Annotated in this window: 18 protein-coding genes and 1 tRNA gene; 7 read left to right on the top strand and 12 right to left on the bottom strand. The window is 70.5% G+C overall.

Annotated features, from left to right (window positions below):
• Window positions 1-8 precede the first annotated feature (8 nt).
• Window positions 9-797, bottom strand: a complete 789-nt coding sequence (locus tag IE241_RS22790) for a helix-turn-helix domain-containing protein (protein ID WP_190023659.1) — start codon at window positions 795-797, stop codon at window positions 9-11.
• 89 nt (window positions 798-886) lie between these two features.
• Window positions 887-969 (bottom strand) — tRNA-Leu (locus tag IE241_RS22785).
• A gap of 92 nt (window positions 970-1,061) precedes the next feature.
• Between IE241_RS22785 and IE241_RS22780 the strand changes: the two genes are divergently transcribed.
• Window positions 1,062-1,712 carry an ANTAR domain-containing response regulator gene (locus tag IE241_RS22780; RefSeq protein ID WP_058044893.1) on the top strand — a complete coding sequence of 217 codons (651 nt, stop codon included), beginning with the start codon at window positions 1,062-1,064 and terminating at the stop codon, window positions 1,710-1,712.
• Window positions 1,713-1,769: 57 nt separating this feature from the next.
• Here the strand turns inward: IE241_RS22780 and IE241_RS22775 are convergent, their stop codons facing one another.
• From IE241_RS22775 to IE241_RS22740, 8 genes are all read right to left on the bottom strand, one after another.
• Window positions 1,770-2,486 carry an ABC transporter ATP-binding protein gene (locus IE241_RS22775; RefSeq protein ID WP_190023658.1) on the bottom strand — a complete coding sequence of 239 codons (717 nt, stop codon included), beginning with the start codon at window positions 2,484-2,486 and terminating at the stop codon, window positions 1,770-1,772.
• Window positions 2,483-3,358 carry an ABC transporter ATP-binding protein gene (locus IE241_RS22770; RefSeq protein ID WP_190023657.1) on the bottom strand — a complete coding sequence of 292 codons (876 nt, stop codon included), beginning with the start codon at window positions 3,356-3,358 and terminating at the stop codon, window positions 2,483-2,485. The genes IE241_RS22775 and IE241_RS22770 overlap by 4 nt, the downstream gene beginning before the upstream one ends.
• On the bottom strand, window positions 3,355-5,217 hold the full coding sequence (locus tag IE241_RS22765) for a branched-chain amino acid ABC transporter permease (RefSeq protein WP_229899670.1): 1,863 nt from the start codon (window positions 5,215-5,217) through the stop codon (window positions 3,355-3,357). The genes IE241_RS22770 and IE241_RS22765 overlap by 4 nt, the downstream gene beginning before the upstream one ends.
• A gap of 14 nt (window positions 5,218-5,231) precedes the next feature.
• The gene (locus IE241_RS22760; RefSeq protein WP_190023656.1) at window positions 5,232-6,164 is read right to left on the bottom strand and encodes a branched-chain amino acid ABC transporter permease; all 933 of its coding nucleotides are present in this window, start codon (window positions 6,162-6,164) and stop codon (window positions 5,232-5,234) included.
• A gap of 94 nt (window positions 6,165-6,258) precedes the next feature.
• Entirely contained in the window at window positions 6,259-7,500 is a 1,242-nt protein-coding gene (locus IE241_RS22755; RefSeq protein ID WP_190023655.1) for a branched-chain amino acid ABC transporter substrate-binding protein, read from the bottom strand.
• A gap of 303 nt (window positions 7,501-7,803) precedes the next feature.
• Window positions 7,804-8,190, bottom strand: a complete 387-nt coding sequence (locus IE241_RS22750; protein WP_190023654.1) for a hypothetical protein — start codon at window positions 8,188-8,190, stop codon at window positions 7,804-7,806.
• 85 nt (window positions 8,191-8,275) lie between these two features.
• Window positions 8,276-8,737 (bottom strand): PaaI family thioesterase, encoded by a 462-nt coding sequence (locus tag IE241_RS22745; protein ID WP_190023653.1) that lies wholly within the window; start codon window positions 8,735-8,737, stop codon window positions 8,276-8,278.
• A 66-nt stretch (window positions 8,738-8,803) separates the two neighbouring features.
• Window positions 8,804-11,101 carry an FdhF/YdeP family oxidoreductase gene (locus IE241_RS22740; RefSeq protein WP_190023652.1) on the bottom strand — a complete coding sequence of 766 codons (2,298 nt, stop codon included), beginning with the start codon at window positions 11,099-11,101 and terminating at the stop codon, window positions 8,804-8,806.
• Window positions 11,102-11,426: 325 nt separating this feature from the next.
• Between IE241_RS22740 and polA the strand changes: the two genes are divergently transcribed.
• The 4 genes from polA to IE241_RS22720 all read left to right on the top strand — a co-directional run bounded on the left by polA (window position 11,427) and on the right by IE241_RS22720 (window position 15,662).
• A complete protein-coding gene (polA, locus tag IE241_RS22735; RefSeq protein ID WP_190023813.1) occupies window positions 11,427-14,084 on the top strand; it encodes a DNA polymerase I in 2,658 nt (885 codons plus the stop codon).
• A gap of 193 nt (window positions 14,085-14,277) precedes the next feature.
• Complete coding sequence (locus IE241_RS22730; RefSeq protein WP_190023651.1) at window positions 14,278-14,412, top strand: SPW_0924 family protein; 135 nt, start codon at window positions 14,278-14,280, stop codon at window positions 14,410-14,412.
• Window positions 14,413-14,427: 15 nt separating this feature from the next.
• Window positions 14,428-15,459: a cell envelope lipid trafficking protein PgfA gene (gene pgfA, locus IE241_RS22725; RefSeq protein WP_190023650.1), complete on the top strand. Its 1,032-nt coding sequence runs from the start codon at window positions 14,428-14,430 to the stop codon at window positions 15,457-15,459.
• On the top strand, window positions 15,456-15,662 hold the full coding sequence (locus tag IE241_RS22720) for a hypothetical protein (protein ID WP_190023832.1): 207 nt from the start codon (window positions 15,456-15,458) through the stop codon (window positions 15,660-15,662). Before pgfA ends, IE241_RS22720 begins: the two co-directional genes overlap by 4 nt.
• Before the next feature lie 388 nt (window positions 15,663-16,050).
• On the opposite strand, the gene hrpB is transcribed toward IE241_RS22720, so the two are convergent.
• Both hrpB and IE241_RS22710 read right to left on the bottom strand, forming a co-directional pair.
• On the bottom strand, window positions 16,051-18,588 hold the full coding sequence (gene hrpB / locus IE241_RS22715) for an ATP-dependent helicase HrpB (RefSeq protein WP_190023649.1): 2,538 nt from the start codon (window positions 18,586-18,588) through the stop codon (window positions 16,051-16,053).
• A gap of 160 nt (window positions 18,589-18,748) precedes the next feature.
• Entirely contained in the window at window positions 18,749-19,570 is an 822-nt protein-coding gene (locus IE241_RS22710) for a class I SAM-dependent methyltransferase (RefSeq protein ID WP_190023648.1), read from the bottom strand.
• Between the two features lie 341 nt (window positions 19,571-19,911).
• Here IE241_RS22710 and rpsA point away from each other — a divergent pair, with 341 nt between their 5' ends.
• Together rpsA and IE241_RS22700 are read left to right on the top strand one after the other, a co-directional pair.
• On the top strand, window positions 19,912-21,414 hold the full coding sequence (rpsA, locus tag IE241_RS22705; RefSeq protein WP_058044905.1) for a 30S ribosomal protein S1: 1,503 nt from the start codon (window positions 19,912-19,914) through the stop codon (window positions 21,412-21,414).
• A gap of 206 nt (window positions 21,415-21,620) precedes the next feature.
• Window positions 21,621-22,565: a PAC2 family protein gene (locus IE241_RS22700; RefSeq protein ID WP_190023647.1), complete on the top strand. Its 945-nt coding sequence runs from the start codon at window positions 21,621-21,623 to the stop codon at window positions 22,563-22,565.
• The last annotated feature ends 8 nt before the right edge of the window (window positions 22,566-22,573 follow it).

The raw sequence follows: 22,573 nt of genomic DNA, 5'->3' as shown, positions 1-22,573 counted from the left end.
CGACCACGTCAGTGCTTCGGGCCGATGATGAGGTCCATGAGCGCGACGGAATCACGTCGGGCGACGGAGATGTTGAAGGGGTCCGCACCCCGCCGGGTCATCTTCCACTCGATGCCGACCTTGTCGAGCGTGTCCGAGTAGAGCTTCCGGATGTCGTCGGACTTGTTGGTGAAGAAGTAGCGGGTGTACTCGTACCGCTTGCGCTCTCCGGCGACGCGGCGGATGGTCCAGTTGGTGATGCGGCAGCCGTCGGAGTGGAGAAGGCCGCGGATGAACTCCCAGGGGTGGGCGTCGACGATCTCCTGTTGCCAGGGCTCCAAAGCGATCTTCCGGTCATGCTTCTTGCCTGGGCCGTGCTGGGGGAACATGCAGGGTAAGTGCATGGAGTACACCTTCACGTTGCGGCAGCCCGTCCTCCTGACCCGGCACACCCGGTTGTCGGGGAATACGGCTTGCATGGCGGCCTCGCAAGCATCCATGAGCCCGGGCCAGCCTTCGTCGCAAGTGATCATGAGGTTGGGAACCCGGTGCTGAGCAGGCTGGCTGATGTGGCCGTCGCCGAGGTAGAGACCCAGGAGGTACGAGTAGGCGACCTCGTCCAGCTCGCTGCCGTCGCATCGCGGGCACTTCGGCCGGTGGGGGCCCGGGCATTCCCCGCGCTTGGACCGATCCATATGCAGCCAATAGCTGACTGTGCCTGCGGGGACGCCCAGCTGTCGGGCGACCTCTGCATTCGTGGTGCCGGAGGCGATGAGGTCCAGTGCCTTTTGGCGCGTTTTGTAGCCGTGCATTTGCATGGAACAACCGTGCGTGATGGAACGGCTGCACGGAGCGAAAAAGGTCGGACTTCACGAGAAGGTGACCGTCCGCTTATCGGACATGTGAGTGCCGGGTGCGGGATTCGAACCCGCACGCCCTTTCGGGCAGATGTGTTTGAGACATCAGCGTCTGCCGTTCCGCCAACCCGGCGAGGTGGCCCGTCGGAAGTGTACCCGGTGCCGGTCAGGGGGGTCAGCTAGGTAGGCTCATGAAGCGCACCTTGCCCTGGAACGAGGAGACCCGTGACCGCCGCCGAGCCCACGCCGCCCGTCGACGACGAGCCGCAGCACACCCCTCCGCATGTCACCCGTGTCGTGATCGCCGAGGACGAGGCCCTGATTCGTCTCGACCTCAAAGAGATGCTCGAGGAAGAGGGCTACTCCGTCGTGGGCGAGGCGGGCGACGGCGAGACCGCGGTCGCGCTGGCCCGGGAGCACCGCCCCGACCTGGTGATCCTCGACGTGAAGATGCCCGTCCTCGACGGCATCTCCGCCGCCGAGCAGATCGCCCGCGATTCGATCGCGCCCGTGCTGATGCTCACCGCGTTCTCGCAGCGCGAGCTGGTGGAGCGGGCCCGGGACGCCGGGGCCATGGCCTACCTGGTGAAGCCGTTCAGCAAGAGCGACGTCGTCCCGGCCATCGAGATGGCCGTCTCCCGGTTCACGGAGCTGAAGGCTCTGGAGAAGGAGGTCGCGGATCTCTCCCAGCGGCTGGAGACGCGCAAGCTGGTCGACCGTGCGAAGAGCATCCTGCAGACGCAGTACGGGCTGACGGAGCCTGCCGCCTTCCGCTGGATTCAGAAGACGTCGATGGATCGTCGTCTGTCGATGCAGCAGGTCGCCGAGGCGGTCATCGAGGACGCCGAGGAGAAGAAGGCGGCGAAGGGGCAGTAGCCCCGCCGTACCTCCCCGTGAGCGAGGGCCCGTGTCCGTACCGGACACGGGCCCTCGTCAGTCCTCGCCCAGGTACGCCTTGCGCACCGACTCGTCGTGGAGGAGGTCCGCCCCGGTCCCGGAGAGGACGATCTTTCCGATCTCCATGACGTGGCCGCGGTCGGCCAGGGAGAGCGCGGCCCGGGCGTTCTGCTCGACGAGCAGGATGGTCGTGCCGGAGGCCCGGAGCTCGGTGATCGTGGCCATGATCCGCTGCATCATGATCGGCGAGAGGCCCATGGAGGGCTCGTCCAGCATGAGGAGCTTGGGGCGGGACATCAGGGCGCGGCCCATGGCGAGCATCTGTTGTTCGCCGCCGGAGAGGGTGCCGGCGGCTTGGCGGGCGCGTTCGCCGAGGATGGGGAAGAGGTCGTAGACGCGCTGGGTGTCCTTGGCGATGCCTTCGCCGTCTTTGCGGAGGAACGCTCCGAGTTGGAGGTTTTCGGCGATGGTGAGGCGGGGGAAGATGTGCCGGCCTTCGGGGGAGTGGGCGAGGCCGAGGGCGACGATGCGGTGTGCGGGGACGCCTGCGAGTGGTCGGCCTTCGAAGCGGATGGTGCCGTCGAGGGGTTTGAGGAGTCCGGAGAGGGTGCGCAGGGTGGTGGTTTTGCCGGCGCCGTTGGTGCCGATGAGGGTGACGACTTGGCCTGCTTCGACGGTGAACGAGATGCCTTTGACGGCTTCGATCTTGCCGTAGGCGACGCGGAGGTTGTCGACTTCGAGGAGGGCGGTCACTGTTCGTCCCCTTCCTCGGTGCGGGCTTCGGCGGCGGCCACTTCTGCCGCTTCTTCTTCTCCCGGTGCGCCTTCGAAGGGGGTGCCGAGGTAGGCGGCGATGACGCGTTCGTCGGCTTGGACGGTGTCGGAGGTGCCTTCGGTGAGTTTTTCGCCTTGGACGAGGACGGCGACGCGGTCGCAGAGGTTGAAGATGAACCGCATGTCGTGCTCGATGACGAGGACGGCGGTGCCTTGGGCGCGGATTGCGCGGACGAGCGTTTCGGTGGCGCGGGTTTCCTGGGGGTTCATTCCGGCGGTGGGTTCGTCGAGGAGGAGGAGTCCGGGGTCGCTGGCGAGGGCGCGGGCGATTTCGAGCTTGCGTTGTTCGCCGTAGGGGAGGTTGCGGGCGAGGTGGTCGCGTTTGGCGGCGAGTCCGGTGAAGGTGAGGAGTTCCATGGCGCGTTGTTCGGAGGCGTGTTCGGCGCGGCGGAATCCGGGGCCGCGGAGGAGGGCGGAGAAGAGGCCTTCTTTGGTGCGGGTGTGGCGGCCGACGAGGACGTTTTCGAGGACGGTCATGTTGGCGAAGAGGCGGATGTTCTGGAAGGTGCGTGCGATGCCGGCTTTGGTGACGAGGTGGGGTTTGGGCGGCAGCTTGACGCCTTTGTAGGCGACGGTGCCTTCGGTGGGGGTGTAGAGGCCGGTGAGGCAGTTGAAGAAGGTGGTTTTGCCTGCGCCGTTGGGTCCGATGAGGCCGACGATTTCGTTGTGGCGGACGGTGAGGTCGACGTTGCGTACGGCGGTGAGGCCGCCGAAGCGCATGGTGACGCCGGTGGCGGTGAGGGTGGGTGCGTCGGTGGGTGTTTCGGCGGGGGCGGTGGCGGTGGTGGTCATGGTGTGGGCGCCTCCGCGTGCGTGAGGGTGCTGCTGCCGGTGGTTCCTTCGTGGAATTCGAGTTGGCGGCGGCGGTTGGGGATGAGTCCTTCGGGGCGGAAGCGCATGAGGAGGATGAGGGCGGCGCCGAAGGCGAGGAGTTGGTAGTCCTGGAGGAACTGGAGTTTGGCGGGGATGAGGTAGAGGAGGGCGGCGCCGAGGAGGGGGCCGCTGATGGTGCCCATGCCGCCGAGGATGACGGCTGCGAGGAGGAAGGCGGAGTTGGGCGGTACGGGGCCTGCGAAGACGTATTGCTCGGGGACGACGGTGTAGGCGACGTGGGCTTGGACGGTGCCGGCGAGTCCGGCGAGGGTGGCGCCGAGGGCGAAGGCGAGGAGTTTGAGGCGGAAGCCGTTGATGCCCATGGCGGTGGCGGCGGTTTCGTCTTCGCGGATGGCGATCCAGGCGCGTCCGATGCGGGAGTTGCCGGCGCGGCTGAAGACGAGGACGACGATGACGGTGAAGAGCAGCATCAGGAGGTAGTAGTTGGCGAAGGGGTTGAGGGTGATGCTGCCGAGGTGGTGGGTGGAGCCGAATTTGTAGCCGAAGAGGACGAGGTCGGGGATGTTGGGGATGCCGTTGGGTCCGTTGGTGAGGGAGGGGCCGGATTCGCCGTTGAGGTTGCCGACGGTGATGCGGAAGATTTCGCCGAAGCCGAGGGTGACGATGGCGAGGTAGTCGCCGCGTAGCCGCAGGGTGGGGGCGCCGATGACGACGCCGAAGACGAGTGAGGCGGCGGCGCCGGTGAGGACGGCGGCCCAGAAGGGGAAGTGGATGTTGAGGGTGGATGCGGTGGTGCCGGAGACGAGGGCGGCGGTGTAGGCGCCTACGCCGAGGAAGGCGACGTAGCCGAGGTCGAGGAGGCCGGCGAGGCCGACGACGACGTTGAGGCCGAGGGCGACGGTGGAGAAGATCAGGATGTTGACGGCGATGAGTGTGTACTGGTCGGTGTCCTGGGTGAGTGGGAAGAGGGCCGCGGCGGCGAAGGCGGCGGTGACGGTGGGTGTGCGGTGTTTGGCGGTGAGGGCGGTGAGCCGTCCGAGGAGTCCGGCGCGGGTGAGGGCGGCGGCGCCGAGGCCGGCCAGGAGCAGGAATCCGGTGAAGAGTTCTCCGTAGGCGGTGCCGATGCCGTAGGTGACCAGGCCCAGGGCGAGGCCGAAGGCGGCGGTGATGATGAGGATTTCGGCCCAGGTGGGCAGGGGCCGGGCGGGTGGTGGCTGCCGGTCGGTGCGGCCGGGGCGGATGGTGCGGAGTATGGAGCGGAGGGCTGTTCCGGTGCGGGTGGTGCTGAGGTGGCTGGTGCGGGGGAAGGAGTGGGCGGTGCGCCGGTCGAGGGGGAGGGCGAGGGCGCCGAGGAGGGTGAGGAGGGTGGTGAGGGCGGCGGCGTATCCGCCGGGTTCGAGGTTGGCGAGGCCGCCGAGCTGTACGGAGATGGCGATGAGGGTGTACCAGGTGGTGGCGAGGGTGGCCGTGGCCATGAGTGCGGTGGCGTTGTGGCCGGCGGCGGGGTTGAGCCAGCGGAGGCCTGGGAGGTTCCAGGCGGTGAGGGTGTAGGCGAGGGTGAGGAGGGCGCCGGTGAGGGTGAGGAGCTGGAGGCCGCCGGGGTAGCCGGTGACGGTGAGGTTGCCGGGGAAGGCGGTGGTCCAGGTCCAGGAGAGGAAGGTGGAGGCGGCGCTGAGGAGGGCTCCGGTGGCGGTGAGGAGGCGGGCGGTGCCGAGGGGGAGGGGGATGACGGGGGTGGTTTCGGTGGTGGGTACGGCCGTCCCGTTCCCGTTCCCGTTGCCGGTTCCGTCGTCGTTGGCTGTCTTTTGCGGGTTCATCGAATTCATCGCGTTCACGCCCGATCCGCGACACGTTCGCCGAGCAGGCCTTGGGGCCTGATGAGGAGGACGAGGATGAGGAGGGCGAAGGCCCAGACGTCTTTCCAGCCGCCTCCGCCGAGTTGCTGCATTCCGGGGATGTGCTGGATGTAGGTGGAGGCGGCGGCTTCGGCGATGCCGAGGACGACTCCGCCGAGCATGGCTCCGTAGATGTTGCCGATGCCGCCGAGGACGGCTGCGGTGAAGGCTTTGAGGCCGAGGATGAAGCCCATTTCGAAGTTGATCTGTCCGGCGCGGAGTCCGGCGGCGACGGCGGCGACGGCGGCGAATGCGCCGCCGATGGCGAAGGCCAGGACGATGATGCGGTCGGTGTTGATGCCCATGAGTTTTGCGGTGTCGGGGTCCTGGGCGGTGGCCTGCATGGCGCGGCCGGTGCGGCTTTTGGCGACGAAGAAGCCGAGGGCGAGCATGCACAGGGGTGCGGCGAGGAGGACGAAGACGTCGTCGCGCTGGATGTGGATGTTGCCGGCGAGTTCGAAGGCGTCGCCCCGGAACTGGGGGAATCCGCGGGATTTCTTGGCGTCGGGGTAGAAGGCCCAGACGAGTTGCTGGAGGGCGATGGACAGGCCGATGGCGGTGATGAGGGGGGCGAGTCTGGGGGCGTTGCGCAGGGGCCGGTAGGCGAAGCGTTCCGCCGCGGTGGCGACGGCGACGGAGGCGATGGCGCCGCCGATGAGCATGAGGGGGAGGGCGGCGGTGAGGGGGGTGTCGGCGGGGAGCCAGAGGTGGACGCTGAGGGCGCCGAAGCCCCCGATCATGACGATCTCGCCGTGGGCGAAGTTGATGAGCTGGACGATGCCGTAGACCATGGTGTACCCGATGGCGATGAGGCCGTAGAGGGCACCGAGGGCGAGTCCGTTGACCAGCGTTTGCGGCAGTTGGTGCACCGCTGGGCCTCCGATGTGGGTGTCGGATGTGGGTCCGCGCGAGGGCGTGGGACGCGTCCTCGCGCGGCGGGTGCGGTTTCCGCAGGGGGGCTGTTCAGTCCTTGAAGGTGGCGCTCTTGAGGGAGTGCCAGGCGTCGCCCTTGACCTGGTAGACGGTCAGCTGTTTGTTGGTGGTGTCGCCGAATTCGTCGAAGGAGACCTTTCCGGTCACGCCTTCGAAGGAGACCTTTCCCATGGCTTCGGTGACTTTCGCGCGGGCGTCGGCGGGCAGTTTCCCGTTGTTGTCGGCGATGACCTTTTTGACGGACTGGATGATGGCCCAGGCTGCGTCGTAGGAGTAGCCGCCGTAGGCTGCGTAGGGGTCTTTGTAGTCGGCGTCCTTGTAGTTCTGGACGAAGGCTTTGGCGGAGTCGAGGTCTTCGACGGGGTAGCCGACGGAGGTGCCGAGGTCGCCGTCGTTGCTTTCGCTGGAGGCTTTGATGAAGGCGGGGTCGTAGACGCCGTCGCCGCCCATGAGGGGAATGTGGGCGCCGGTTTTCTTCACCTGGTCGGAGAGGAGACCGCCTTCGGGGTACTGGCCGCCGTAGTAGACGATGTCCGCGCCGCTGTTCTTGACTTTGTTGGCGACGCTGGAGAAGTCGGTCTCTTTGACGGTGATGTGGTCGGTGCCGACGACTTCGCCGCCGAGGCGTTTGAATTCCTGGGCGAAGATCGAGGCGAGGCCGACGCCGTAGGTCTGTTTGTCGTCGACGACGAAGACTTTTTTCTTCTTGGCGTCGTTGTGGGCGTACTGGGCGGCGAAGCGGCCTTGGATGATGTCGGTGGTGGCGGTGCGGAAGTAGGTTTTGAAGGGGCGTTTCTTCTCCCCTTTGAGCCAGTTGTCGCCCTGGCTGAGTTCGGGGCTGGTGTTGGCGGGGGAGACCTGGGTGAGGTCGGCTCGTGCGAAGACGCCTTGCATGGACTGGGAGACGCCGGAGTTGAGCGGGCCGACGACGCCGAGGACGGCTTTGTCGGCGACGAGTTTGGTGGCGTTCTGCTGGCCGGAGGCGGGTACGGCCTGGTCGTCCAGGGCTTCGGTTTTGAAGGTGACGCCTTGGACTTCCTTGTTCTTGTTGGCGGTGCGGGCGGCGAGGTCGACGGAGTTCTTGATGCCCTGGCCGAGGGCGGAGAGGGAGCCGGTCAGCGGGGCGTCGACACCGATCACCACGGTGGTCTGCTTGCCGCTGCCCTCGTTGTCGTCGCTCTTGCCGCTGTCGTCGCGTGATCCGCAGGCGCTCAGTGCGAGGGTGCCGGCGGCAAGAGTGCTGGTGAGGATGAGCAGGGGACGGTGGCGCACGGTGTGTCCTTTCCCCGGCGGGGCGGTGACTGGCCGTGACTCTAGGGGGGTGCGGCGACGGGGGGCAGAGGTGCTGGCCATGATGTGACTGTCTTGTTATGACGCAGATCACTTCTGGGGAATTTTGTGTAGCAGCCCTGAGTGAATGATCTTCTCGGATGGTGATTTTTCCCCCGAGGGCGGAGCCAGAAAGTGCAGTTCCGCTAAGCAGTCGAGGGCGCGGGAAGGGGGGGAAGGGGCCACGAGGGTCGCGGTCCTGCCGACGGTGCTACGTTTCCCGCCCCGCGTGACGGTTACACACGGTCACGTGGGAGGGCGCCAGTTCTCCGAGCTGCGGGTGGCCCCGCCCGCGGCCTCGCAGCGCTGCTGCGCCTGGCGGCGGGCCAGTTCGAGGGCCGCGGCGGTCCCGTGGCTGCGCTGTTCGCCGCGGGCCGCCTGCACGATGTCGTCGTAGAGGGCGAACTGCTCGTTGGACAGGCCCTTCTGCTCCCAGTCGAGCCCGGCCCACTTGCCGCCGGTGAGGTCCTGCTCGGCCCAGTAGGAGATGAGCTTGGTGCACAGCTGCACGGGGGAGTCGGGCGTGGGGGAGTGCGGGGCCGGGCCGGCCGCGGAGTCCCCGCAGCCGGCCAGGGCGGCGGCCGTCAGCACCAGCGATGCGCCGGCCAGCCGGCGGCGTGAGCGAGCCCGCATGCGGGCACGGTAGAGCGCCCCGGCGGGCGCGGGAAGGTGCTGCGGGGCGCGGAATGGGGAAGGAGGTCGTCAGGCCGGGAGGCGGTCAGGCCGCTTCGGCGTCGCGGAGGACGCAGGTGAGGCGTGCGGAGCACACGCGCTTGTCGTGCTCGTCGGTGATGACGATCTCGTAGGTGGCGGTGGTGCGCCCGCGGTGCACGGGGGTGGCGACGCCCGTGACCAGCCCGGAGCGGGCGCCCCGGTGGTGGGTGCAGTTGAGGTCGACGCCGACGGCGATGCGGGAGGGGCCGCCGTGCAGCATGGCGCCGACGGAGCCGAGGGTCTCGGCGAGCACGGCGGAGGCGCCGCCGTGCAGCAGCCCGTACGGCTGGGTGTTGCCCTCGACCGGCATGGTGCCGACCACGCGCTCCGGGGATGCCTCGACGACGCGCACGCTCATGCGCTCGCCGAGGTGCCCGGCGGAGAAGAGGGCGGGCAGGTCGAGCCCGCTGCCGGCCCACTGGTCCAGGACTTCCTGCGGGAACGTGGTCTTGCCGTGCTCGCCCATGTGTCGTGCTCCGATCACCCTCGGCCGTTGTGGTGTGAAAGTTTTTTCAGTTCAACGGCCTTGCCGTCAACCGGCTTGATCGGCTTTCCGCTCCGTCTTTTCGATCCTGACGACCAGCGATTTGCTCGCCGGAGTGTTGCTGGTGTCGGCGGTGTGGTCGAGCGGCACCAGGACGTTGGTCTCGGGGTAGTACGCGGCCGCGCAGCCGCGGGCGGTCGGGTAGTGGACGACGCGGAAGCCGGCGGCGCGGCGCTCGGTGCCGTCGGTCCACTCGCTGACGAGGTCGGCGTATGAGCCGTCGGCGAGGTCGAGTGCGCGGGCGTCCTCGGGGCTGACGAGGACGACGCGCCGGCCGTTCTTGATGCCGCGGTAGCGGTCGTCGAGGCCGTAGATGGTGGTGTTGTACTGGTCGTGCGAGCGGAGGGTCTGCAGGAGCAGGCGGCCTTCCGGCAGGTGCGGGTATTCGACCGGGGCGGCGGTGAAGTTGGCCTTGCCGGTGGCGGTCGGGAAGCGGCGCTCGTCGCGGGGCGCGTGGGGCAGGGTGAAGCCGCCGGGCCGGGCGACGCGGGCGTTGAAGTCCTCGAAGCCGGGGATGACGCGCGCGATGCGGTCGCGGATGGTGCCGTAGTCCCGCTCGAAGGCCTCCCACGGGGTGGCGGAGGCCGTGCCGAGCACGCGCCGGGCCAGTCGGCAGACGATGGCGGGCTCGGAGAGGAGGTGGGAGCTCGCGGGCTTCAGGCCGCCGCGGGAGGCGTGGACCATGCCCATGGAGTCCTCGACGGTGACGAACTGCTCGCCGCCCGCCTGCCGGTCGCGCTCGGTGCGGCCGAGCGTGGGCAGGATGAGGGCGCGGGCGCCGGTGACCACGTGGGAGCGGTTGAGCTTGGTGGAGACGTGCACGGTGAGGCGGGCGCGGCGGACGGCGGCCTCGGTGACGTCGGTGTCGGGGGTGGCGGAGACGAAGTTGCCGCCCATGGCGAAGAAGACCTTGGCCTGTCCGTCGCGGAGGGCGCGGATGGCGCGGACGACGTCAAGGCCGTGCTCGCGCGGCGGGGTGAAGCCGAACTCCTTCTCCAGGGCGTCGAGGAAGGCCGGTGCGGGGCGTTCGAAGATGCCCATGGTGCGGTCGCCCTGGACGTTGCTGTGGCCGCGGACGGGGCAGACGCCGGCGCCGGGGCGGCCGATGTCGCCGCGCAGCAGCAGGAGGTTGACGACCTCCTTGATGGTGGGCACGGCGTGCTTGTGCTGGGTGAGGCCCATGGCCCAGCAGACGATGGTGCGCTTCGAGGCGAGGATCATGCCGAGCGCCTGCTCGATCTCCGCGCGGCTCAGGCCGGTGGCGCGCAGGGTCTCGTCCCAGTCGGCGGTGAGTGCGGCCGTGCGGAAGTCCTCGTAGCCGTGGGTGTGTTCGCGGACGAATTCGGTGTCGACCGCGCCTGCGGTCTCCAGGACGAGTTTATTGAGGATGCGGAAGAGCGCCTGGTCGCCGCCGAGGCGGATCTGCAGGAACAGGTCGGTCAGGGCGGTGCCGCCGCCCGCGAGGCCGCGGGCGTTCTGCGGGTTCTTGAAGCGTTCCAGGCCGGCTTCGGGGAGCGGGTTGACCGTGATGATCTTCGTTCCGCCGTGCTTGGCCTTCTCCAGGGCGCTGAGCATGCGCGGGTGGTTGGTGCCGGGGTTCTGCCCGGCGACGATGATCAGGTCGGCTTTGTAGAGGTCCTCCAGGAGGACGCTGCCCTTGCCGATGCCGATGGTCTCCGAGAGCGCCGAGCCGGAGGACTCGTGGCACATGTTGGAGCAGTCGGGCAGGTTGTTGGTGCCGAATTCGCGGGCGAAGAGCTGGTAGAGGAAGGCGGCTTCGTTGCTGGTGCGGCCGGAGGTGTAGAAGACGGCCTCGTCGGGGGAGCCGAGGGCGGCCAGCTCCTCGCCGATGATGTCGAAGGCGCGTTCCCAGCTGACCGGCTCGTAGGCGTCTGCGCCCTCGGCCAGGTACATGGGCTGGGTGAGGCGGCCCTGCTGGCCGAGCCAGTAGCCGCTGCGGCCGGCGAGGTCGGAGACCGAGTGCCGGGCGAAGAAGTCGGGGGTGACGCGGCGCAGGGTGGCTTCTTCGGCGACGGCCTTGGCGCCGTTCTCGCAGAATTCGGCGGCGTGGCGCTTGTCGGGTTCGGGCCAGGCGCAGCCCGGGCAGTCGAAGCCGTCCTTCTGGTTGACCTTGAGGAGGGTGAGCGCGGTGCGGCGCGCTCCCATCTGCTGGTGGGCGATGCGCAGGGAGTGGGCGACGGCGGGCAGCCCGGCGGCGGCGTGCTGCGGGGCCGTGACGTCCGGTGCGTCCTGGACGGGATCGCCGGTGGGTGGCTTGCCTGCCATGTCGCTCCCCTTCGAGCGGTCGGTGGTGCGCGGGTGCGCGGTTCGCGTACGGGGCTGCCGTAAGGATCTCTCGTAGCCGTAGCGATCTCTTAAACGTCTCTCGTACACGTCTGCCGTACGGATCTTTCGTACACGTCTGTCGTACGGGTCTCTCGTACGGGTCCGATCCTGTCACGGGGCGGTGGCGGGTGCCGGGGCGAGGTCGCCGTGGCCGGGATTGTCAGTGGGCCGTGGCAGGATCGGGGGCGTGGCAGCAAAGGCAGTGAAGACGAACGGACCGACCGGCACCGAGGCAGCGGAGGGAGGTCGCCCCCGCCTGCTCCTCATGGACGGGCACTCGATGGCGTACCGGGCGTTCTTCGCGCTGCCCGCGGAGAATTTCACGACGGCCGCCGGCCAGACGACGAATGCGGTGTACGGCTTCGCGTCGATGCTGGCGAATACGCTCCGTGACGAGCAGCCGACGCACTTCGCGGTGGCGTTCGACGTCTCGCGCAAGACGTGGCGCTCGGAGGAGTTCCCGGAGTACAAGGCGACGCGTTCCAAGACGCCGGATGACTTCAAGGGCCAGGTGGAGCTGATCGGCGACATGCTGGATGCGATGAGCGTGCCGCGGTTCGCGGTCGACGGCTTCGAGGCCGATGACGTGATCGCGACCCTCGCCACGCAGGCGGAGGCCGAGGGCTTCCACGTCTCGATCGTCACCGGTGACCGCGATTCCTTCCAGCTCGTCTCCGATGACGTGACGGTGCTGTATCCGACGAAGGGCGTCTCGGAGCTGACCCGCTTCACTCCGGAGAAGGTGCAGGAGAAGTACGGCCTGTCGCCCTCGCAGTACCCGGATTTCGCGGCTCTGCGCGGCGACCCGTCGGACAATCTGCCGGGCATCCCGGGCGTGGGCGAGAAGACCGCGGCGAAGTGGATCAATCAGTTCGGTTCCTTCGCCGAGCTCGTCGAGCGCGTCGAAGAGGTCAAGGGCAAGGCCGGGCAGAACCTCCGTGATCACCTGGAGGCCGTCAAGCTCAACCGCCGCCTGACGGAGATGGTGCGCGATGTCGCGCTGCCCGTGGGCCCGGAGGGGCTGCTGCGCGCGGCATACGACCGCAAGGCGCTGATCGCGTTCCTGGAGGGTCTGGAGATCCGCAATCAGGGCCTGCGGGACCGGCTGCTGGCGGCCGACCCCGGCGGGGAGGCCGCGGAGGAGGCCGTCCCCGAGGCCGGTGCCGAGGTGGACGGCACGGTGCTGGGCGCGGGCGAGCTCGCGCCGTGGCTGGCGGAGCACGGCTCGGCGCCGCTCGGCGTGGCCACGGTCGACTCCTGGTCGCTGGGCAGCGGCCGCGTCGCGGAGATCGCGCTGGCGACGGGCGAGGGCCCGGCGGTGTGGTTCGACCCCGCCGAGCTGGACGAGGCCGACGAGCGGGCGTTCGCCGCGTGGAGTGCGGATGCGGGCGCGCCGAAGGTCATGCACGACGCCAAGGCCGCGATGCGGGTCTTCGCCGAGCACGGCTGGTCGGCCGAGGGCGTCAGCATGGACACGGCGCTGGCCGCGTATCTGGTCAAGCCCGGGCGCCGCTCCTTCGCGCTGGACGCCCTGTCCGTGGAGTATCTGGGCCGTGAGCTGGCCACGGCTGCTGCGGGCGACGGGCAGCTGGCCTTCGGTGCGGACGAGCAGGCCGAGGCCGATGCGCTGATGGGCCGGGCCCGTACGGTCCTCGACCTGGGTGCGGCGTTCACCACGCGCCTGGAGGAGGTCGGCGCGGCGGAGCTGATGCGCGATGTGGAGCTGCCGACGAGCGCGCTGCTGGCCCGTATGGAGCGGGCGGGCATCGCCGCCGACCGCGGCTGGCTGGAGCGCATGGAGCAGCAGTTCGCCGCCGCGGTGCAGCAGGCCGTGCAGGAGGCGCACGCCGCGGCGGGCCGCGAGTTCAACCTGGGCTCCCCGAAGCAGCTGCAGGAGGTGCTCTTCGGCGAGCTCGGCCTGCCCAAGACGAAGAAGACCAAGACCGGGTACACCACGGACGCCGACGCCCTGGCCTGGCTCGCCGGGCAGACGGAGAACGAGCTCCCGGTGATCATGCTGCGCCACCGTGAGCAGTCGAAGCTGCGCTCCACGGTCGAGGGGCTGATCAAGTCGATCGCCCCCGGCGGCCGTATCCACACCACCTTCAACCAGACGGTGGCGGCCACGGGCCGGCTGTCCTCCACCGACCCCAACCTGCAGAACATCCCGGTGCGGACGGACGAGGGCCGGGCCATCCGCCGCGGCTTCGTCGTCGGCGAGGGCTTCGAGTCGCTGATGACGGCGGACTACAGCCAGATCGAGCTGCGCGTGATGGCCCACCTGTCGGAGGACGAGGGCCTGATCGAGGCGTTCAACTCCGGCGAGGACCTGCACACCACCGTCGCCTCCCAGGTCTTCGGCGTGGCCAAGACCGAGGTCGACCCGGAGATGCGCCGCAAGATCAAGGCGATGTCGTACGGTCTCGCGTACGGCCTGTCGGCCTTCGGCCTGTCCCAGCAGCTCAACATCGCCCCGGGCGAGGCGGGCAAGCTGATGGACACCTTCTTCGAGCGCTTCGGCGGCGTGCGGGACTACCTCCAGCGGGTCGTCGTCGAGGCCCGCGCCACGGGCTACACCGAGACGATGCTCGGCCGCCGCCGCTACCTCCCGGACCTCAACAGCGACAACCGCCAGCGCCGTGAGATGGCCGAGCGGATGGCGCTGAACGCCCCGATCCAGGGCACGGCCGCGGACATCGTCAAGATCGCGATGCTGCGGGTGGGCGAGGCGCTGGAGGCGGAGCGGCTCTCGTCCCGGATGCTGCTCCAGGTCCACGACGAAATCGTGCTGGAGATCGCTCCGGGTGAGCGGGAGGCCGTCGAGGCGCTGGTCCGCCGTGAGATGGCCGGGGCGGTGTCGCTGAGTGCGCCGCTGGACGTTTCGGTCGGCGTCGGGCGGGACTGGGAGTCCGCCGCGCACTGAGTGCGCCCGCGTCTGCGGATACGGATGCGGATGCGGATGTGTCTGCGGATTCGGATACGGATGTGTACGGCCCTTCTCCTGATCCGGGAGAGGGGCCGTGCGCGTGGTTCTCATCTGCGGCGTGCGTTGCTACCGTGCCCTGCCTGCTCCTGACTGGTCGTCAGGTCTGGGTAATCCCGCCGGGAGGCTTCGCATGCGCGCACTGGCCGCCGCGGCCGTCGGACTGGCCGCCGCCCTCGCCCTGGTCCTCACCGTCACCGCGATCGGCCCGCCCGAGGGGACGACGTCCCCCGAGCCCCTGCTCACCTCCGCCCCCGCGCACCCCTGACGGGCCGGCCGCGCCGTGCGCCGCAGAGCGAGCCTGATCCTTCTCGGAGTGGCAGTCTTCCTCGCGGCCCTCGCCCCGCTGCTGCGCTGGTACGCCTTCCCCCGCCTGGCCAAGGTCCCGGCGGGCAGCTACCAGACCGCCGTCCTGGAGGCGAAGGACGCGACCCTCGTCGACTACGCCCGCATGGAGCCCCGGACCGTCCCCAAGGTCACCCTCGTCCAGACGCTCAAGGGCAACGCCGAAGAGGCCCGCAAGATCCGCCGCGAGACCGGCCGCGACGTCGTCGTGTGGGACACCCTCACCCATATGAACGGGCCCGACGGCGCGATGATCTCCCGGATACCCGAGCGCTACGTCTTCGACGCCCACAGCCAGCAGCCCGTGCACGCCGGCGGTGAGCACGTGGACGGCACCCCCGTGCGGCGCGACGGCATCGAGTACAAGTGGCCCTTCCTCGTGGAGAAGCGCGACTACCGCTACTTCGACATGCAGACCCGCACCTCGGCGCCCATCCACTACCGGGGCACGCGCTCCTTCCGCGGCCTGGACGTCTACTACTTCGAGCAGACCATCCCCTGGACCAGCGTCCCCCTGCCCAAGCGGATGCCCCTCGGCGTGACGCCCGAGACCGTACGGCAGCTGGGGCTGGAGCGGTGGTACACGACCCGGCGCATGTTCTGGATCGACCCCGTGACCGGCGCCCCCGTCAACGGGGAGGAGGTCCACCGCGAGGAGCTGCGCTGGACCGGGCACCCGGAGAAGAAGCCGATCACGGCCTTCGCCGGCCATGTGAAGATGCGCGCCGACTACGTCGACTCCACCGTCGCCCTCGTGACCTCCCAGCGGCGGCTCGTGCTCCTGCTGACCTCGTGGCTGCCCTGGGGGAGCGCCGGCCTGGGGGGCGCGCTGGCGGCCCTCGCTCTTTTCCTGGAAGCCCGCACCCGCCCTCGTCGTGCATTTACCGGACAAAAGACACACTATGGAGGGAAAACCGAGCGGCAGGCCCCGGGGAAAAGGGCCGCATGGAGCAGAGGAGGCTCGCCGTGAAGGAGAAGAGCGCGAAGGAGAAGACCGAGGACGGATCCACCGCGTCCCGGCCCAGGCGGCTGTACACCGGGGGCGAGCGGCCGTTCGACCCCGAGGACCTGGTCATGGCGTCCGGCCGGGACGTGACACCGGAGCGGGTGGAGCGGGCGAAGCGGCTCATCGAGGAGAAGGGCGGGGCGGCGGTCGAGCGGTACCTCCCCTGAGGCGGCCCGGTGCCCTTCGGCTCGGTGCCCTTCGGCCCGGGCCCGCAGGGCACCATCGGCGCCCACTGACGTGGCGGCTCGCCGTGTGCAGCGGACGAAAGGTGCGCGGGAACACACCTTCCGCCGCGACGGCCGGCCGCCACCTGCATGCCGCCGCGGCGGATGACCGGCTCCCGTGGTGGTGACCCGGCGGCCCTGGCCGGGCTGAGCTTGCGTCCGGGGCGGTCCTCACCTTTCGGCCGCTGCGCCGAATCCTTCCGCCACGGCGGGCAGTGGAGGAGGGCCCTCACCTCTTCGGCGACTGCGCCGAATCCTTCCGCCGCGACGGCGAGCAATCGGATACACGCATTCCGGCGGTGCCGGCCGGGCGCACCCCCCGCACGTGGCGTCAGTGACCGCCCGTCGCCCGCCGCGTAGGCGCCGCCGTCGTCGGGTCCTCCGGCCACGGGTGGCGGGGGTAGCGGCCCCGCAGCTCCGCCCGTACCGCTCGGTAGCCGTCGCGCCAGAAGGACGCCAGGTCCGCCGTGACGGCCGCAGGCCGCCCCGCGGGGGACAGCAGGTGGACCAGCACCGGCACCCGCCCGCCCGCGAGCCGCGGCGTCTCCTGCCAGCCGAACAGCTCCTGCAGCTTCACGGCCAGCACCGGCTGCCCGCCCCCGTAGTCCACCCGGATCCGCGAACCACTGGGCACCTCGATCCGCTCGGGCGCCAGCTCCTCCAGGCGCGCCGCGTCCCCGGACGCCCACGGCAGGAGCCGCTGCAGCGCCTTGCCGCCGTCCGCCCGCTCCAGGTCCGACCGGCGGCGCGCCCGGCCCAGCTCCCAGCCGAGCCAGTCGTCCAGGCGTTCCAGCAGCGCGGCGTCGGAGACGTCCGGCCACGGCTCGCCCAGCTCCCGGTGCAGGAACGCCAGCCGCTGCCGCAGCCCGGCCGCCTCGGCCGTCCAGCGCAGCAGCCCGGGCCCCTCCCGCCGCAGCCCTACCTCCAGCGCCGCCCGCAGGAGCTCCGGGTCCGGCTCGGGCAGCGGACGGGACGCCAGCTCGACCGCGCCGAGCCGCTCGACCCGCCGCGCCACCACGTCCCGCCGCTCCTCCGACCAGCCGACCTCCTCGCCCTCCGCGTACAGGGCACCGGCGGCGGCGCGCGCCGTGTCCTCGTCGATCACCGCGCCGAGCAGCACCCGCGCCGAGGCCGCCGTGACCGGCCGGTCGGCGACGGCGACCGCGAGCCAGGGCGTGCTGCGCAGCCGGGACCCGTCGCCGAGCTGCGCCCCCGTGCCGGACACCATGAGGTACGAGCCCTCGCCGCGCAGCCTGGCCACCCGCTCGGGGTAGGCGAGCGCGGTGACGAGCCCGGCCACGGCGTCGTCCGACAGCGCGCCGGAGCCGGGCGCGCCGGGGGAACCGTCCTCCGCCACCCCCTTCAGCGCCCCTTCGAGCCGCCGGGCCTCCGCCCGCCACCGCGCCCCGTACGCGTCGCCGCCGCGCCGCGCCGTACGCCAGGCGGCGGCCAGATCGTCGCCGTACTCCCGGGGCGGCTCCTCGCTCAGGAGGGCCACCACCTCCGCCGTACGGCGGGCGCCGGCCTCCCGGGCCCCGTCCAGGAGGGCGCGCGCGAGGCGGGGGTGGACGCCGAGGCGGGCCATGCGGCGGCCCCGGTCCGTGGGCTTGCCGTCGGCCGAGACGGCGCCCGTGGCCGTCAGGACGTCGCGGGCGGCGGCCATCGCGCCGGACGGGGGCGGGTCGAGGAGGGCGAGCCCGGACGCGTCGGGATCGCCCCAGCACGCCGCCTGCAGGGCGAAGGCCGTCAGATCGGCGACGGTGATCTCCGCCGCCGGGAACCCCGGCAGCCGCAGGTCGTCCGCCTCCGACCAGCAGCGGTACACCGCCCCCGGCGCCTCACGCCCCGCACGCCCGGCGCGCTGCCGTGCCGAGGCCCGCGAGGCCCGTACGGTCGTGAGCGCGCTCAGCCCGCGCGCGTGGTCCGTGCGCGGCTCCCGGGCCAGGCCCGCGTCCACCACGACCCGCACCCCGGGGACCGTCAGGCTGGACTCCGCCACCGACGTCGCCAGCACGACGCGCCGCCCCCCGGTCGCACCGGCCAGTACGGCGTCCTGCACCGCCGCCGGGGCCCGCCCGTGCACCTGCAGGACCTCCGCCCCCAGCGCCTCCGCCCCGCCCAGCCGGCCCGCCACGCGCGCGATCTCCCCGACGCCCGGCAGGAAGCACAGGACGTCCCCCTCCCGCTCCCGCAGCGCCCGCCGCACCACCGCGGCGACGTGCTCCAGCAGTGCCGGGTCCACGCGCATCCCGTGCGGCGGCCGCACCGGCCGCTCCGGCGGCGCCCACAGCACCTCCACCGGGTGCGAGACGCCCTCGGCCGTGACCACGGGCGCGTCGCCGAGCAGCCGCGCCCAGCCCTCGGCGTCCGTCGTCGCGGACGCCGCCACCAGCCGCAGCTCAGGGCGGAGCGCGGCCCGTACGTCCAGGAGGAAGGCGGCGGCGGTGTCCGCGTCGAGGTGGCGTTCGTGGCACTCGTCCAGCACGACCGTGCTCACGCCCGCGAGCTCGGGGTCGCGCTGCAGCCGCTGCAGCAGCACGCCGGTGGTGACGACCTCGACCACGGTGCGCGGCCCGGCCCGCCGCTCCCCGCGCACGGTGAAGCCGACCTGTTCGCCCACGCTCTCGCCCAGCAGCCACGCCATGCGGCGGGCGGCGGCCCGCGCGGCGATCCGGCGCGGCTCGGCGACCACGACGCGCCGGCGCGGGCCGTCCCCGGCGAGCCCGGCGAGGACCAGCGGCACCAGCGTGGTCTTGCCGGTGCCGGGCGGCGCGCAGAGCACCGCCACGCCGTGCGCGTCCAGGGCCTCCCTGAGGGCGGGCAGCACGGACCGCACGGGCAACTGGGTGAGGGCGTCGTCACGGATCACGTGCCAAGTCTCGCCCACGGCCGGATACGTCCCGTATGGATGTACCCGGCCGTCCTCGGAAGCGCGCTGGACGTGCCCCGAAGGGGGCGCGGGGAACTGCGCGACCAGCCCCCGACGGCCCGCGGCCGGTGAACCGCCCCCCTGGAAGCCGCCCGCCGGGCTAGTCGCGCTCGCAGACGAAGATCGCCGTGCCGGGGATGAGGTTGCCGCGCAGCGGGGACCAGCCGCCCCACTCCTGCCGGTTCCAGGCGGGCCACTCGGGCTCGACGAGGTCGGTCAGCCGGAAGCCGGCGGCGACGACGTCCCGCACGCGGTCACCGAGCGTGCGGTGGTGTTCCACGTAGACGGCGCGGCCCTGCTCGTCCTGCTCCACGTAAGGGGTGCGGTCGAAGTAGGAGGCCGCGACGGAGAGGCCCTCGGGGCCCGGCTCGTCGGGGAACGCCCAGCGGATGGGGTGTGTGACGGAGAAGACCCAGCGCCCGCCGGGCCGCAGCACGCGCCGTACCTCCCGCATCACCTGCACGGGGTCCGCGACGAAGGGGACGGCCCCGTAGGCCGAGCACGCCAGGTCGAAGGAGCCGTCGGCGAAGGGCAGGGCGCACGCGTCGGCCTCGACCAGCGGAACGCCGCCGCCGATGCGCAGGGCGTGCTGGAGCTGGCGGTGGGAGAGGTCCAGGGCCACCGGGCGGGCGCCCTGCGCGGCGAGCCAGCGCGAGCACTGGGCCGCGCCGGCGCCGATCTCCAGCACGTCGAGCCCCTTGAGGCCGCTCGCCGGGCCCAGCAGGGCGGCCTCGGCCTCGTCGAGCCCCTCCGGGCCCCAGATGAAGCGGTCGTCGCCGAGGAAGGCGCCGTGCTCGGTCTGGTACTCGTCGGCGTTGCGGTCCCACCAGCCGCGGCTCGCCCGGCTGCTCTCGGCGTCGCCCGTGGCCCGCCGGGTCGCTTCCGGTTCGTACTCTTCTATCTTTTCGGTCTCTTCGATCATCGGCGGTCGTGCCCCCGCAGTAGTGTGCGGCGAGGCCGTCGTGGCCTCGCAAAACAGAAGTTGTGCCCGGTATGAGGAGAATCGTCCCGGGTGTGCGCCTTCGCGCATTGACCGTGCCCGGCTGCCCCCGTATGCTACAAGTTGCGCTGCGGGCCTGCGCGCCTCAGACAGAGCAGGCCGCGCTCGCACTTGTTGTATGTCCCCTCGGTTGCCGAGGTGCGTGGAGTGGTCTTCGGATCCCGAACGTGCGCCTCCAAGGCTGTCCGGCTTCGGCAGTGCGATACGGGCTCTCGGCGTAGCAGTACCTACGACTCAATGTCCGTACCGGAGCCCTTTCCCACATGACGAGCAGCACCGAGACCACCGCCACCACCCCGCAGGTTGCGGTCAACGACATCGGTAACGAGGAAGCCTTCCTCGCCGCGATCGACGAGACGATCAAGTACTTCAACGACGGCGACATCGTCGACGGCGTCATCGTGAAGGTCGACCGGGACGAGGTCCTGCTCGACATCGGTTACAAGACCGAGGGTGTCATCCCCTCCCGCGAGCTCTCGATCAAGCACGACGTCGACCCGAACGAGGTCGTCAAGGTCGGCGACGAGATCGAGGCCCTGGTTCTCCAGAAGGAGGACAAGGAAGGCCGCCTGATCCTCTCGAAGAAGCGCGCCCAGTACGAGCGCGCCTGGGGCACCATCGAGAAGATCAAGGAAGAGGACGGGATCGTCACCGGTACCGTCATCGAGGTCGTCAAGGGTGGTCTCATCCTCGACATCGGCCTCCGTGGCTTCCTCCCGGCCTCCCTGGTCGAGATGCGCCGCGTCCGCGACCTTCAGCCCTACGTGGGCAAGGAGCTCGAGGCCAAGATCATCGAGCTGGACAAGAACCGCAACAACGTGGTCCTGTCCCGCCGTGCCTGGCTGGAGCAGACCCAGAGCGAGGTCCGCCAGACCTTCCTCACCACCCTGCAGAAGGGTCAGGTGCGCTCCGGCGTCGTCTCCTCCATCGTCAACTTCGGTGCCTTCGTGGACCTGGGCGGCGTCGACGGTCTCGTCCACGTCTCCGAGCTGTCCTGGAAGCACATCGACCACCCGTCCGAGGTTGTCGAGGTCGGCCAGGAAGTCACCGTCGAGGTCCTCGACGTCGACATGGACCGCGAGCGCGTCTCCCTGTCGCTCAAGGCCACCCAGGAAGACCCGTGGCAGCAGTTCGCCCGGACCCACCAGATCGGTCAGGTCGTCCCGGGTAAGGTCACCAAGCTCGTTCCCTTCGGTGCGTTCGTGCGCGTCGACGAGGGCATCGAGGGCCTGGTCCACATCTCCGAGCTGGCCGAGCGCCACGTGGAGATCCCGGAGCAGGTCGTCCAGGTCAACGACGAGATCTTCGTCAAGGTCATCGACATCGACCTCGAGCGCCGCCGCATCAGCCTCTCGCTGAAGCAGGCCAACGAGTCCTTCGGTGCCGACCCGTCCGTGGTCGAGTTCGACCCGACCCTGTACGGCATGGCCGCGTCCTACGACGACCAGGGCAACTACATCTACCCCGAGGGCTTCGACCCCGAGGCCAACGACTGGCTGCCGGGTTACGAGAAGCAGCGCGAGGAGTGGGAGCGCCAGTACGCCGAGGCGCAGCAGCGCTTCGAGCAGCACCAGGCGCAGGTCATCAAGTCCCGCGAGGCGGACGCCGAGGCTGCGGCCGAGGGTGCTCAGGCTGCCCCGCAGGCCGGTGGCGCCCAGGTCTCCGGCGGCTCGTACTCCTCGGAGTCGGCCGACAACTCCGGCGCCCTGGCGTCGGACGAGGCGCTTGCCGCCCTCCGCGAGAAGCTCGCCGGCGGCCAGAGCTGAGGCTCTGCACCACGGCAGCTGACAGCTGACTGAGTAAGGCCCGTTCCCCTTGGGGAGCGGGCCTTATTCGTGCTCTGCTGGCAGGCGTTCGCTCCGTCAGGCGTTCGTTCCGTCATGTGAGATGCGCCGGCGCGATCCGGAAGCCGGGAATGGCCGGGCCCTCCAGGCGCGTTCCCCCGTACGGAACATGAGGAGGAACGGTCACTGTGTTGGATCCGCAGGGTTTGTACGAATGGGAGCCCCAGGGGCTCGCCGTGGCCGACCTGGCCTTGGCCCAGGACACGGCCGGCCTGGTCATGCTCTATCACTTCGACGGCTACATCGACGCGGGGGAGACGGGCGAGCAGATCGTCTCGCGGCTCCTGGACACCCTGCCGCACCAGGTCGTGGCCCGCTTCGACCACGACCGGCTCATCGACTACCGGGCCCGGCGGCCACTGCTGACCTTCCAGCGGGACCGCTGGAGCGCCTACGAGACCCCCGCGATCGAGCTGCGCATCGTCCAGGACGCGACGGGCGCCCCCTTCCTGCTGCTGTCCGGCCCCGAGCCCGATGTCGAGTGGGAGCGGTTCGCCGCCGCGGTGCGGCAGTTGGTGGAGCGCCTCGGCGTGCGGCTGTCCGTCAATTTCCACGGCATCCCCATGGGCGTTCCGCACACCCGCCCCGTCGGCATGACCCCGCACGGCAACCGCACCGACCTGATGCCCGGTCACCGCAGCTTCTTCGACGAGGCGCAGGTGCCGGGGAGCGCCGAGGCCCTCGTCGAGTACCGCCTCGCGGAGGCCGGTCACGATGTGCTCGGCGTCGCCGCCCACGTCCCGCACTACATCGCCCGCTCCGCCTACCCGGATGCCGCCCTCACCGCCCTCGAAGCGGTCACGGCCGCCACGGGCCTGGTGCTGCCCAACGCCGCGCACGCCCTGCGGTCCGAGGCGCTGCGCACCCAGGAGGAGATCGAGCGCCAGATCGCCGAGGGGGACGAGGAGCTCGTCTCGCTGGTGCGCGGCCTCGAGCACCAGTACGACGCGGTCTCCGGTGCCGAGACCCGCGGCAACCTCGTCGCCGAGCCGGTCGAGCTGCCCTCCGCCGATGAACTGGGCGCGGAATTCGAGCGCTTCCTCGCCGACAGGGAGGGCGACAGCGGTCACTGACCGCACGC

It is taken from the genome of Streptomyces hiroshimensis (genome assembly GCF_014650335.1).
GTDB classification, from domain to species: domain Bacteria; phylum Actinomycetota; class Actinomycetes; order Streptomycetales; family Streptomycetaceae; genus Streptomyces; species Streptomyces hiroshimensis.
The sequence above is the reverse complement of the archived record's forward strand: the minus strand, read 5'-3'. Positions and strand labels throughout refer to the sequence as shown.